The organism is Candidatus Acidulodesulfobacterium acidiphilum (assembly GCA_008534395.1).
Classification (GTDB): domain Bacteria; phylum SZUA-79; class SZUA-79; order Acidulodesulfobacterales; family Acidulodesulfobacteraceae; genus Acidulodesulfobacterium_A; species Acidulodesulfobacterium_A acidiphilum.
In genome coordinates, this window is record SHMQ01000032.1 from 1 (window position 1) to 13,682 (window position 13,682).

Annotated in this window: 13 protein-coding genes and 1 tRNA gene; 1 reads left to right on the forward strand and 13 read right to left on the reverse strand. The window is 36.5% G+C overall.

What is annotated here, in order from left to right:
• Positions 1-56: 56 nt before the first annotated feature.
• From EVJ48_08400 to EVJ48_08410, 3 genes are read right to left on the reverse strand one after another with little or no spacing between them, the layout of a single operon-like run.
• Entirely contained in the window at positions 57-1,271 is a 1,215-nt protein-coding gene (locus EVJ48_08400) for a type II secretion system F family protein (protein RZV37681.1), read from the reverse strand.
• A 31-nt stretch (positions 1,272-1,302) separates the two neighbouring features.
• Complete coding sequence (locus EVJ48_08405; protein ID RZV37682.1) at positions 1,303-2,238, reverse strand: type I 3-dehydroquinate dehydratase; 936 nt, start codon at positions 2,236-2,238, stop codon at positions 1,303-1,305.
• Complete coding sequence (locus EVJ48_08410) at positions 2,235-2,453, reverse strand: 4-oxalocrotonate tautomerase family protein (GenBank protein RZV37683.1); 219 nt, start codon at positions 2,451-2,453, stop codon at positions 2,235-2,237. The genes EVJ48_08405 and EVJ48_08410 overlap by 4 nt, the downstream gene beginning before the upstream one ends.
• A 292-nt stretch (positions 2,454-2,745) precedes the next feature.
• Here EVJ48_08410 and EVJ48_08415 point away from each other — a divergent pair, with 292 nt between their 5' ends.
• The gene (locus EVJ48_08415) at positions 2,746-4,440 is read left to right on the forward strand and encodes a methyl-accepting chemotaxis protein (protein ID RZV37684.1); all 1,695 of its coding nucleotides are present in this window, start codon (positions 2,746-2,748) and stop codon (positions 4,438-4,440) included.
• A 334-nt stretch (positions 4,441-4,774) separates the two neighbouring features.
• On the opposite strand, the gene EVJ48_08420 is transcribed toward EVJ48_08415, so the two are convergent.
• The 10 genes from EVJ48_08420 to EVJ48_08465 all read right to left on the reverse strand — a co-directional run.
• A tRNA-Asn gene (locus tag EVJ48_08420) sits at positions 4,775-4,850 on the reverse strand.
• 105 nt (positions 4,851-4,955) lie between these two features.
• On the reverse strand, positions 4,956-5,183 hold the full coding sequence (locus EVJ48_08425) for a hypothetical protein (GenBank protein ID RZV37685.1): 228 nt from the start codon (positions 5,181-5,183) through the stop codon (positions 4,956-4,958).
• Positions 5,184-5,272: 89 nt separating this feature from the next.
• Entirely contained in the window at positions 5,273-6,208 is a 936-nt protein-coding gene (locus tag EVJ48_08430) for an SDR family oxidoreductase (GenBank protein ID RZV37686.1), read from the reverse strand.
• 53 nt (positions 6,209-6,261) lie between these two features.
• Positions 6,262-7,047: a precorrin-3B C(17)-methyltransferase gene (gene cobJ / locus EVJ48_08435; GenBank protein ID RZV37687.1), complete on the reverse strand. Its 786-nt coding sequence runs from the start codon at positions 7,045-7,047 to the stop codon at positions 6,262-6,264.
• Between the two features lie 43 nt (positions 7,048-7,090).
• Entirely contained in the window at positions 7,091-8,509 is a 1,419-nt protein-coding gene (locus EVJ48_08440; protein RZV37688.1) for a hypothetical protein, read from the reverse strand.
• Positions 8,460-9,347, reverse strand: coding sequence for a cobalt-precorrin-4 C(11)-methyltransferase (gene cbiF / locus EVJ48_08445; protein RZV37689.1), 888 nt, complete (start codon positions 9,345-9,347; stop codon positions 8,460-8,462). Before cbiF ends, EVJ48_08440 begins: the two co-directional genes overlap by 50 nt.
• A gap of 15 nt (positions 9,348-9,362) precedes the next feature.
• The gene (locus EVJ48_08450) at positions 9,363-10,175 is read right to left on the reverse strand and encodes a hypothetical protein (GenBank protein ID RZV37690.1); all 813 of its coding nucleotides are present in this window, start codon (positions 10,173-10,175) and stop codon (positions 9,363-9,365) included.
• Positions 10,165-11,979, reverse strand: coding sequence for a precorrin-6y C5,15-methyltransferase (decarboxylating) subunit CbiE (cbiE, locus tag EVJ48_08455; protein ID RZV37691.1), 1,815 nt, complete (start codon positions 11,977-11,979; stop codon positions 10,165-10,167). Before cbiE ends, EVJ48_08450 begins: the two co-directional genes overlap by 11 nt.
• Before the next feature lie 3 nt (positions 11,980-11,982).
• Positions 11,983-13,317, reverse strand: a complete 1,335-nt coding sequence (locus EVJ48_08460; protein RZV37692.1) for a cobalt-precorrin-5B (C(1))-methyltransferase — start codon at positions 13,315-13,317, stop codon at positions 11,983-11,985.
• The coding region (locus EVJ48_08465) for an outer membrane protein assembly factor BamA (GenBank protein ID RZV37693.1) at positions 13,317-13,682 on the reverse strand (366 nt) is incomplete at its 5' end. The genes EVJ48_08465 and EVJ48_08460, both read right to left, overlap by 1 nt.

Genomic DNA, 13,682 nt, shown 5'->3' on the forward strand with positions numbered 1-13,682 from the left:
TATCATATATATGAATATCAATATATAATAATATTATCATTTTTGCATATTAAATATCAACCTTTTTTTGCAAAATTTACAACGTCGAAGGCTGGGAGGTATATAGCAAGGATAATAAATAAAACGGTGCCGAAAATTATGGTAAGCAGTATCGGTTCTATACTGGCATGCAACATGCTTATGCGGTGGTCTAACTCTTCGTCGAAATAGTCTGCTACCCTGGCAAGCATTTCGTCTACCTGCCCAGTTTCTTCTCCTATGCCTAACATCTGAATAATTATGCCGGAAAATATTTCGGAATTTTTAAAACTCTCCGTTATGGATTTACCTTTTGAAACGTCGGATTGAATATCGTCTATTTTTTTTAAAATAAATTTGTTGCCGGTTTCGTTTTTTACTAATTCAAAAACTTTATTTACCGGAAGTCCGCTTTTATATAAAATTCCAAATATTCTAACGAATCTGCTCATTGCCGATTTATAAAAAATAGTCCCGAATATCGGCATCTTTAGTTTGCATTTATCCCACAAAGGTTTTCCGTAAGAGGAATTTAAATAAATCGCCGCGCCTGCGATAAATATAACCGCACCAAGAAATAACGACAGCCATTCGTTTACGAAAAAATTGGATAAACTTACGAGAACTTTGGTTTCTATAGGAAGTTTTACGTTAAATTTATTATAAAAAGACGTAAAGCTGGGCATAATAAAACCTAAAAAAATTACTAACGCTATTACGATTAAGGAAACGACTATCTTTGGATAAAACACCGCTCTTTTAACTTTAGCTTTAACGGTTATTTCTTTTTCCGTTAAAAGAGCAAGTTTTACCAGCGTGTCGTATAAAAGACCGCTCGATTCTCCAATCTCAACCATATTGACGTAAATTTCGGAAAAAATTTTGGGATGTTTAGCTAAACTCTTAGATAAAGTCATTCCGTTTTCTACGTCAAACTTAATCTTCAAAAGCACTTCTCTAAACTTTCTGTTTCTCGTAAATTCTATTAACAATTCAAGGCTTTTGCTTATAGACACGCCCGACTGGTAAAGAACTGCAAGCTGTCTTGAAAAAACTACTACGTCTTTTTTTGTAACGCTGTAAAATGCAGGAAAAAAATCTTTCAGATAAAAGCTCGAAGTTTCTTCTATGGATATAGGAATGAGTTTTAAATCCTCTATCTGCTTTTCTGCTAAAACTGCGGTAGAAGATTCTATTTTGCCGGTTACGAATTCTCCGCGCCTGTCTTTTGCCCTGTAATTATAAATAGCCATAATAAAAATATTATACTTTTTTATATTAATGTCATTGCGCCGTCTTGCTTAAAAATCTTACAGTTTCATACAAATCGTCCGGCTCGATTTGCCCGGGTGCGGTAATTCCGAAAGGAGAAGAACAGTATGCGAGATATGACCCGTTAATCAAAGAAGATGCTCTGGTAACCGCCCCTTTTTTGCCCATTCCGAAAATTATAAATTCGGGAAAAACTTTTTCGTCGGTCGATTTTATGGATCGTATCTTTATATTTTTTTCCGAAACCGCCAAAACGTCTTCATCCGATATTGCCATATCGGAAAGTTTAAAATAGTCGGCTTTAAAATAGCTTGAATCCAAATAATATCTGACCGCATCGAGCAGTTCTATGCGTCCGTTAAAATCATGAATTGATAAAATAACCTGCGTTTTTTTTAAATGAGCGAATTTTACAAAATATTTTATGGCCTTCCGCTCTAAAATATCCAGTTCTATATCGCATATATCAATGCCTGCTTCTATAACAGACTTTAAAAATTTAATTCTTTGCGGTTCCGGTTCTGTTTCAGCCGCCGCAGTATCCACGACGTCAGCTTTATTAAGACTGCGTTTGCCGCCGTTCTCTTCTGTTTCTGCATCGGCATGCCGTTTTACAAATTTTTGCTTTTCCAAAAACGAAACGCATCTGTTTGAACCGTAAAAAGCGTCCCTGTTTGTTCCTATAGTTTTAATTCCTTTATCCTTGGCATATAAAATTATTTTTTTAATTTCGGAAAGAATGCTTTCTTCGTCAAAATTGCCGCCGGCTGAACCTGCGTATGAATTATCTCCGCTTTTACCGTTCATGCGGTTTAATCGTGCCGTTTCGGCAATCATATCAAACCTCAGTTCGATAAATTCGACGTCTTTGCTTTTAGCGTAGTCTATAGCGCCGTATGCTTCTTTTAATACCGTATTGCCTATCGACAGGCAGACTCTCGGTTTCATTTATTCTCTTCCTTTTCCTTTCGCGCCTTTATCTTATCGCAGGCCAGTTCCCCGCCGAGTCCCCACTCGTCCGAAGGAAACTCTTCGACTACTACCCATACGTTACTTTCGTCTATGCTTAAACTTTCGGAAACGCTTTTGGTTATAGACTTAATTAATTTTTTTTTCTGCTCTTTAGTTCTTCCTTCAAGCATCTTAACCGATACGAAAGGCATAATTTTTTCTCCTTTACTTATTTGCGATAGTTAATATATAATTTTGTTTAAAAAATTATAACAAAAATAATATTTTTTAACAACGGCTTTAAGATTTTATTTTGCGTATACGAAAAGAAACAATTAACGATAAAAGATTTTACATAAAATTAATCTGACGTCTTTTTCTAAATCCAATTTTATTTAAGGTTAATCGTTATAGTTTTTTTATATAATGCCGATTATATGAATAAATAATAAAAATTTATATAACTATTGCAATATATATAATGTCTTAGGGAGGAGAAGATTTATGCTTAAAACTTTAAAATCCAAGCTTTATTTCATCGCTGCCGCCGGTTTTATTTTTATCTTGATAGTAAACCTGTTTTTAATTTATTTTTCAAACGGTTTAAAAAACGAAATGATAAACTCCGGCGTTATTTCCGGCACTTCGACGGGAATTAAAACCTTTAAAGGAAATCTCCTGCAGATTATTTTTTTATCCCGCATAAAAATGCTCAAAATGAATGCGGTAAAATCTAAAAAAGCAAAAGCGCGGATTGAAAAATCTTACGACGCAAAGATTCTAAAATTAGTTGCCGCGTCAAAACCTATATATCGAAACGTAAGCAACGCTCTTACCGGATACACCGTTGGATTTGCAAAAGTTAAATCGGCAGTCGTCTTCGGCGAGCCAAAGTCGAAACTTAACGAATTTTCGTCGCAAAAAACCGCATTGCTGTTAAAAAGCCTTAAAAATAAATTTTATATATTCCGTCCCATAGTGGGAAGACTGCTAAAATACCCTCTTCTTCTTGGCGGCGCTATGAGCACCAAATATTTCGACAGCCAGCTTGATCCTATGGTTTCCCAAATTTCCCAGATTAGCGTCATCGTAAATAAATCTTATTATAAAAAGGTAAAATTGCTGGATTATATATTCATAGCATTCCCTATCGTATTTTTAATAGGAGCGCTGATAGTAATTTTATATTTTAAAAATTCCGTCATAAAGGTCTTAAACTTGGTGGACGAAAAAATCAAGCAGATCGCCAAGGGCGACCTTACCTCAAAAATCAAAATATCCGGCGTCCATAAAGAAAGCGAAATAGGCATCCTTATAGAACAGGTCAACAGCTTGGTAGATTCTTTATCCGGCAACGTAAAAGGCATCGTCAACACTTCCAACTCCTTAAGCTCGCAGTCCGAACAGCTTAATTCCTCTTCGAGAGAGTTCGAAAAGACCATAGAACAGATGAGGGAAAAAGCGTCCCGCATAATAGAATCCATTAAACAGATGTCTATAGCAATAATAGAAGTAGCAAAGAACTCTTCCTCTTCCGCCCAGAAAGCTCAGGAAACGGAAAAGGTCGTCGATTACGGCACTAAGTCGGTTCAGGACGTGGCGAGAGAGATGAAAAACATTGAAAAAACCGTATCCGCCGTTTCCGCCACTATTACCGAACTAGGTTCTTCTTCCGAAAAAATAGGCGAAATCATAGGCGTAATTAACGACATAGCCGACCAGACTAATCTTCTAGCCTTAAACGCCGCCATAGAAGCCGCCAGAGCCGGAGAACAGGGAAGAGGTTTTGCCGTAGTAGCCGACGAGGTAAGAAAGCTGGCCGAAAGAACCACAAAAGCTACAAAAGAGATAGAGGCTATGATACTTAGCATACAAAGAAACACTCAGGATGCGGTTACCTCTATGCAGAAAGGAAAAGAGGAAGTCTCCAAGGGAGCCGAGATTGCCGGAAAATCCGCCGAAGCTATATCCAACATAAATTCTTTAATGCTCAAACTAAAAGAGATGATAACGCAGATTGCCACCGCTTCTGAGGAGCAGTCGCAGGTTAGCGAAGAGATATCTCTTTCATCCGAAGAAATAATTAAAGCACAGGACAACGCGCAGGCCGGTTCCAGGCAGGTCATAGCCTCTTCGGAAGAACTTGGGAGAATGGCTTTGGATTTGTCAAATATGGTAAGGATGTTTAAGACGGCGTAATTTTTTAAAAAAATTCTAAAAAAAATTGATTTTTTGAATTTTATGTTTTATAATTAAAATGGAAGAGGTTTTATGTTTTCATCTTAACTCCTCGATGTAATGTCCTCCTAACCTGCCGGTTACCAACTACTTCCGGCAGGTTTTTTTATTTTATATGTGCTTTTTCGCATAATAAATTTCACATCTCCGCTTACCTAAGTCCAAAAATCTAAAAACTTTATTCAAGGAAGTGGAATATCTAAATTTTTACATATTTTTAGTGGCAAGATTATCGTCTATCTTGATGAAATATCTTAAGATAGTCTGGAAAGACTTATTTATAGAGGTTTTAAACTGGCTCCCCGAGACGGATTCGAACCATCGACCCAGTGATTAACAGTCACTTGCTCTGCCGGCTGAGCTATCGGGGAATATAGAATGAATAATGTTATGAATTGCACTAATAACTGATAAGATAGTATAAATAAAAATTGCCTTCTTGTCAATATTTTTATTGCGCCGCGTCAATATTTATTTTATTCGTTAAAATATTTTAGCACTAATACCGCGGAAAGCAAAACTCCAGCGGAAAGTATAAGAAAATACAGGACGCTCTGTACGGCTATACCGACGACTAAATATAAAATCAAAATAACGCGCTTAATTTTTTTTAACTCTTCGTCCCTCAGCAAAAAACCGGTAATAAACGCAACTATAATGTAAATCGCCGACTCTATAATAACGGCGTCTATATTTATATTCATAGTAAAAAATTTTTATATATATTTATGGTTTATATTATATTCCGCATATTATTTTACGATTATTTTACGTGGTTTTATTATATTTTATTTTATCGCGATATTACTTTCTTAAAATATTCTACGGTTTTTTTAATTCCGCTTTCTATATCTACCTTAGGGTTATATCCTAGTTTAGTTTTTGCAAGCGTTAAATCGGGATTTCTCTGTATAGGGTCGTCTTTAGGCAGTTCTACTAATTTAATTTTCGATTTCGACCCGGTTAGCCGTAAAACTAAATCTGCAAAATCCGATATTGTAAATTCGTAGTTATTTCCCATATTAACCGGTCCGGTAAATCCGCTTTTATCGTTAATGAAGAGCATAATTCCGTCGATTAAATCGGATACGTAGCAGAAAGAACGCGTCTGTTTTCCGTCTCCGTAAACGGTTAAATCTTGCCCTCTTAGAGCCTGAACGATAAAATTGGAAACTACCCTGCCGTCGTTTTCGAGCATTTTAGGTCCGTACGTATTAAAAACCCTTATTACTTTTATATCCGTTCCGTACTGCCTGCGGTAATCGAACATAATAGTTTCGGCCGCTCTTTTTCCTTCGTCGTAGCAAGACCTTATAGAAACGGGATTAACGTTGCCGTTGTAATTTTCCGGCTGCGGATGAACAGACGGAGAACCGTAAACTTCGGATGTAGAAGTATGAAGAACCGGTATTTTAAGGCGTCTTGCGTTTTCCATGACGTTAAATATGCCGAAAACGTTGTCTTTCATAGTTTTCAAAGGGTCTCTCTGATAATGCGGGACGGATGCAGGACAAGCAAGGTTGACGATAAAATCGGCTTCTATGTTAAAAGGCAGGCTGATATCCCACCTTATTAATTCAAAAGACGGATTTTCGATAAATTCTTTTATATTATTTTTAGAGCCGGTATAAAAATTATCCATACATAAAACTTCATGACCTTCGTTTAAAAGCCTTTCGCATAAATTAGAGCCTATAAAACCCGCTCCTCCCGTTACAAGTATCCGCATAATTTAATTATCCTCCGTTTATTTTTTCAAATTAATTTTAATTTAATTTACGTCTATTTTTCAATTAAACCGTTTCCGCTTAAATCGTATTTATTTCCGTAGCCTCTCCTCGTTATCATGAATAATTCGTTTACGAATGTATTGCCGTTGCCTATTATTATGGAAGAATTCATGCTTACTATATCGAATTTGTCGATATTTTCAAGCGTCGTAATAACTATTTCTTCGTCGGGTCTCGTTACCGCCTTTGCTATAACCGCAGGCCTGTCTTTTTCTATAGTTTCCAGCAAAATATTTTTCGCCTGCGTTAACTCGTCTTTCCGCTTCATGCTCTTGGGATTATATATTATTATTACGAAATCTCCCGCCGCCGCAGCTCTTAGTCTTTTTTCTATATCCTGCCAGGGCGTTAAAAGATTGGACAGCGAAACAACGCAAAAATCGTTCGTTATCGGCGCTCCGGCGGCAGCCGCCACGGCGCAGAATGCCGGAATGCCCGGAACTATTTCTACGGGAACTTTTCCGGTAAGGGACTGTTCGTCTAAAATTTCAAGCAATAAACCGCTCATGCCGTAAATTCCGGCATCGCCTCCGGAAACTAAAGCAGTCGTTTTTCCTTCCAAAGATTTTTTAACCGCCGCTTCGCACCGCTTAATTTCGTCTTTCATATTAAACGGAATCTTTTCCTGCGTATCTTTCAATAAACCGCTAATCTGCTTTAAATAAGACGAATAGCCTATAACCGCTTCAGCTTCCATAATCGACTCCAAAGCCTTTTTGCTTAAATGCTCCAATCCGCCGGGTCCGGTTCCTATAACCGTTATTTTTCCATAGTTCATTTTTTCATTTCCTTAACTTAAATTAAATCAATTATTTTTTATTCTAAATTTGACCGATACTTATGACGGCCGCCGACGCCGTAACGTTTCCTTTTTTTTGCTTCGGTATCAGGGGCGTCCTTAAATTTTTAGCGGACATCATTGCGCAAGGTTCGCAGACCGAATATGCCCCCGTATATTTAAAACTAGGAGATTTTAAGTATTCAGACGATACCTGCGTATTTTTTGAAACAAACGATTCCATAAAAGCGTTTATTTCGCCTTTTGAATAGAAATCGATAAATCTGCCGTATTTAAATCCAAAATCCAAAAGCCCGCGCTCGTTTTTTTTATTGTCTATAGAAGCAATGTTTCTTATGGTATTTAAAGCAATGCCGTTTTTTTCGAATATTTCCGAAACAAAATCTTCTATCTCCTTTAAACCTGTATTCCTGTTGCATCCAATCCCTACGACTAAACGTTTCGGCCTTAAAATGGCAATGTTTTTCGACTTCTCCAAGCCGTTCAAATCTTTTTTTATAGTAACTATTATTATTTTATGCTTATCCTTAAAATTTTCGGAATTTAATTTCAAATTTTTAAAATCTAACGCCCCGTTTATTTTTATTCTTTTCGCGTTAATAAAACCTTTTACGTATTGTTTTATATCGAAATCTTTGTAATTATCTTCCAAAATTATTTCAAAACTTTCGTCCTTAAGCGACGCTTCATTGAAATCCTTGACTTTTTTCTTCGCATCTTCTATATAAAAATCGAATTTTTCGGCAAAAGCGTCTATCGAAAATTTATTTTTGGAATCCGTAGCCGTAGTTATTACCGGAATAGAATTTTCAATATATCCCGAAATTTCTTCGGCGAGCCTGTTTGCTCCGCCTATATGCCCCGAAAGCAGGCTTACTATAAATTTTCCGGCTTCGTCCACAGTTATTATGCCGGGGTCTTTATACTTATTTTTCAAATAAGGTGCAATTAACCTAACGACTGCGCCGACGGCAAGAAAAAATATTATATAATCGAAGTTTTCAAACAATAATTTAACCGTATCTCCGTCCGAAAGTTTTTTGTATTTTTTGATTTCAAATTCAATATTAATAAATTTAAATTTAAAAGGATTTAATTTTAATTCCTTTAATTCCTTTATTAATGCGGCGTAAGCGGATTTAATTAAAACTTCTTTATTTTCTTCTATAAAAAAATTTATTTTATAGTATGCTTCGGATTCATCGGCAGATTTTTTATTTATTAGGCCCCTGCAAATTTTAACGGCATTAGACAAAGAATTTTCCGATATTATAACGAATGCTATAGAGTTAATTTTTTCTATATTTATACTTATATTAATATCTGCATCTGCATTTATATCTATATTACCGTTATCGCCGCAGCAAACGCCGCCCGCTTCTGCATTGTTATTATAAACCGGCAGAAGAATCCCTGTACCCGTGATAAAAGTTCTTGTCATAAAGTTTCGACTTGTTATTTTTAAAATATTTCCCGTTAAGAGCTTCTCCGACTATTAAAACCGCCATATTTTTTATTGAAAATTCTTCGGCTTTTTTAATGACGTCTTTTAATTTACAGTTTATTAAAAACTGGCTTTTTAAAGACACGTCTTTTGCTATAAGGCAGGGCGTATCTTCATTGTAAGATTCAAGCAGGTCTTCGGTTACGGACTTTATCAGTCCGAAGCTTAAATATATAGCCATAGTAGCTCCGTGCTTTGCGAGGCTTTTTATATCCTGTCCTTCGGGCATCTTGCCCGTCCTTCCTTCGCCCCTGCAGAATATAACGGTTTGCGAAACGTCCGGCATGGTCAAAATAGATTTGTTTGCTGCGCTTGCTGCGAAAGCGGCGGTGACGCCCGGTACAATTTCATATTCCACGCCCATCTCTTCCAAATAAGCCATCTGTTCGTTTATTGCGGAGTATATAGAGGAGTCTCCCGCATGCAGTATAGAAATTACTTTCACTCCGCGCTTTATATCTTTTCCGTCTCTGTCATATCTGCCGTCTTTTCCGTCTTTAACCGAAATTGAACCTTCTATGCCGTTTTTGTTTTCGTTTAAACTTAAAATATTTTCGACTTTAGTTTTTATTTCTTCAAAATTAAGGCTTTTTATATCTATTAACTCGGCGCCCTTTTTGATAATTTTAAGCATTAAAGGATTAATTAAAGAACCTGCGTAAAAAACGGCATCCGATTTTTTTAATATTTTTGCGGCTTTAACGGTCAGCAGTTCCGGGTCGCCGGGACCTGCGGACACAAAATATATTTTAGATTTTAAAAATTTATTATTCATATTATATTTATATCCTCACAAAAACACGCCTATTAAAATTGAAAAATAATCGAAATCCAAATCGGTTTTCTTTGTAAAATCTTTTACGACTTCCGATTTTTCTATTAAATACAGTTTTATTTTATCGTTTTCGTTCTCTCCGTATATGCCCCCTAAAACATCTTTAAACGCTTCCAGAATATTTTTTACGCAGTTTCCAGCTTTCATAAAAACTATGCTTTGCGGACGCGAAATTCTGGATTTATCGGCTATAAATTTTATTTCCGCTTTTAATTCATTTATGCTTTTTTTAAGCGGCACCGATATTAAAACGCTCGCATTTTTAGCTATGTACGGTTCTTCAAGCAGTCCGAAAGAATACAAAAAAGAAGAAACGCCGTTAATAATAATAATATTTATAGTAAAATTTTTCGCCTCAATTTCTTTAAAAGCGGCGTGAATTCCGAAATAGGTACTGTAAAACGCCGGGTCCCCAAGAGTAACGTATGAGACGCACGAAACGCTTTCGTCTGTCAATTTTTCATAAATTTTTAAAGCGTTTTCCCTGTATAAATCTTTATTTTTGCCTGTAGAACGCTTCATTTCTACCTGCAAAGGAATAAGCCTGTTTTCGTCGATACCGCCCAAACCGGCAAATTTTACCGCGCTTTTAACTATATCGTAAGCGGTTTTGTTTTTGCCTCCGCAGACGTCTGGATAAAATATATAGTCGCTTTTAATCACGGCGTTTATTGCTTTTACCGTAATAAGCTCAGGATCTCCGGGTCCTACCCCGACTACGAACAGAGTTTTTTGTACGCCCCCGCTTCCGCTTCCGCTAACGCTCATTTTTGCCGCTCCCGCCGTTTTCTATGTCGTAATTTAAATCGTTTGCGCCGTCTCCTTCATTTGCGTTTAATCCGCTAAATTCATCATCGGACTTAGGCGCTCCTATAGTTTTATTCCTTACTTTTACTTTAGGCATTTTAGAATTTAATTCTTCGCTTTTTTTATCGCCTCTATTTTCTATTTTAAATGTCATATTTCTTTTTTTGCCCGCAGTTTCCGCTTCCGGCTTAATTTCGGTTTTGCGTTCCGTTTCAGCCCCGGTTTTAGCAAGCGGACTTGACTCAGGTTTTGGTCTTCCGTCGATTTTAGGTTCTATTTTAGTCTCTGCATTCTGTTTTAAAAACTTTTTGGTAATTTTAACTGCATAAATCTGGTTTAAAGCCTGAAAGTATGATGTTTCGCCGATCGATTTCAGCCTTGAAACGCTTAAGGAAACCATTTCGTATTTAAGCCCGGCGTTTTTAATAAAGTTAATTACCGCATATAAAGTTTCTATCGTGACGGCGTTAACTACGATAACTCCGTTCTCTTTCAGTATATTTAAAAATTCTTTCAATATTTCGTCTATGTTTTCGGCTCCTCCGCCCCCTATAAAAACAGAATCCGCATTAACGCCTTTTAATTTTAAATTTAAACGGCTTTTTATAGCGTCCGGAAGTTCGCCTAATATCGGCTCTATGTTATTTCTTCCGAATTTTTTCATATTTCTTTTTAGATTTTCAATTTTTTGCTTATTTTTATCGATAGAATAAACTTTGCCTCTGAAAGCGAGTCCTGCGGCTTCTATGCTTATGCTTCCGCTTCCGCAGCCTGCGTCTATTATAACTGAATCCTCTCTAATCTCCATCATACCGAGGCTTACCGACCTTATCTCTTTTTTCGTAGGCTCTCCGGAAGCATGTATATATCTGTCGTCCTCTATGCCCAATATTATATTTCTATTTATATTGACATTAACGGCATCTACGGCGTTTGCGGCCGTTCCAGCAAAATTAACGTTGTTATTATAATTACCGCTATTACTGTTTTTACCGTCTGCATGGTTTTCGGCTTTCAAAGATTCAGTTTTATTTTTTTGATTTTTTTCCTTTAATATAACGATATTTTTTTTACCGCTTATATCTTCCAAAATCTCTTTCGTAAAATTTTTATATATTTTTTCGTTTTTAGAGCATAATTCCGTCAGGACATAAAATTCAAAATTTTCTAAAATACCTTTTTCTTCAAGTTCGCCGTAAATTTTATCAGGAGTGTTTATTTCATCGGTATATATACCTATTATTTTTTCGGAATTAAGTACGGGATGCAGGCCGTCAAAACTTCTTCCGTGAAGGCTTAATATATAAGCATGCGTCATAGGAATTTTTAATTTTGAAAATCCTATCTGCATATAGCTTATTGCCGGATATATTTCTATAAACCTTTTTTCGTTTTCTTTTAATCCGCTGATTATGGTACCGCCGATACCGAAAAAATTAGGGTCACCGTTTGCAAGTATTAAAATATTTTTTTTTCCGAGATTTTCTTTAACGTAATCTTCGATAAATTTTATTTTCCCGTCGTAAAATATCTTAGCATTGTTTAACCTGCTTATATTTCCGTTATTTTCAAGAACTAGGCTTTTCTTTTCTGCGGATATTTGCTCCCTGACCCACGTAAGAAGATGCGAATCTTCTTTTTTTGCAAACACCGTATCTATTCTGTTTTTTTTATCGCTAAACATTTCTAAAATCTGTTTTCTTGCAATATCCTGATAGCATGGAGAAACTCCTACTATATAAACTTTCTTAGACGTTTTTGCCATATTTTACAATCTCTCCCTTTTTATTTCGTTTCCGCCGTAATCTATAAGTACTATTTCTATGTCGATATCGTTGCTACCGGCGTTTTTTACGATATTATACAATTTTTCTGCGGCTTTTTTTAATAATTTGCCTAAAATATCGTCCGAATAAATATTATAATCGTCAGAAGTTATATGCCCGAAAGCTTCCCGCGAAGTATTAGAGTTAATTATAAGTCCGTAAATATGCTCCGCGTCGATTTCACTATACTTTTTAACCGCTTCTTTGGCGGTTTCCGCAAGAAAACCTAAATCTAATACGGCATATTTAGCATTAGTGTTTCTTGCGCCTTGGGCAATTTTAACTATTTTCCCGAATTGTCCGGCGAATATTATATTTTTAATTCCGGTACCGGAAACTTTTCTTAAAGAATACGAAACGTAATCGCCTATTTCTATAAAACTTTCCCTGCGGATATTTTTAAATATTTTTAATGCCGCTTTTTCGCTGAATCTTCCAGGCGTAAAAACGCAGGTGTCTATTTTATTCGCTTTTAAAAAACTTAAGCAGGCTTTAATAGTTTCGAGCCATGCCTTGGTAGATATAGGAACGACGTATCCCGATGTTCCAAGTATGCTTATGCCTCCTTCGATGCCGAGCCTCGGATTTAAAGTCCGTTCCGCAATTTTTTCTCCTTTCGGCACATAAAGTACCGAAAAAAATATTTTCCCGGCGTAGCCGCCGTAATTAAGGCTGTCTTTTGAGCCCGTCTTCAATTCTAATATTTTTAACTTTAATTCTTCTTCGGCAGCCGATTCTATCATTTTATACGGAACCGGATTTATTGCCGGATAACCCGCTTTTACCGGCAGCCCTTTTCTCTTAACCGTCCCTATGCCTTTAGACGATACGAAAATTATCGTCGAACCATTGCATAAAGGACATTTTATTATATTATAAACCAAGAATTTTTCATAATATTTTTTAAAACTTTTTACGGCATTTTTATCTTTTTTATCTATAACCGTAAAATCGGCGCAAATTTCAATTCCGCCGGTTACGTCCGCAAAATCGTCTCCCGAGTCCTTTATTAAAACGGATTTTGAAATAATATATTCGTCTTCCGGCTTTAATTTGAATTTCGATAACGATGCAACTTTTAAACAGGTATTTTCGCCGCCCGGCATTTTTATTTCTACAGAATTAAATTTTTCGTCTTCAAAATAGTATCTTATAGATGCTTTTACCGCCGCCGCGCTTGTACTGCCGGTGGAAAAACCTTTTCTTAAGCCTGAAACGTGGTTGCCTGCCGTCTTTGCAATCGATGTTTCCATCTCCGCCGTTTCCGCCGTCTCCATTAGAAAGAAGTCCCCACGGTAAAATTAACTCCTCCCGCAGGCCAGTAAGGTTCCCTCGTAAGAATAAAGCCGTACGAAAAACTTATCGGCCCTATCGGCGAAAGATACATTATGCCCGCTCCTGCCGATTTATAAAGCGCTAAAGGCCTTACGTCCGACGTATCCAAAAAAACGTTGCCTCCGTCCTGAAAAATAAAAAAATCAACACTTTTATAAACGGGTATATTGAGCTGAAGATTATAATTTTCCATAACGTCTCCGCCTATAGGATAGCCGTAAGGATTTAAGTTTACGAGTCCTATAGAATCCTGAGGGAAACCTCTGACGGTCGTTCTTCCGCCGAGAAAAAACCTTTCGTTTATCGG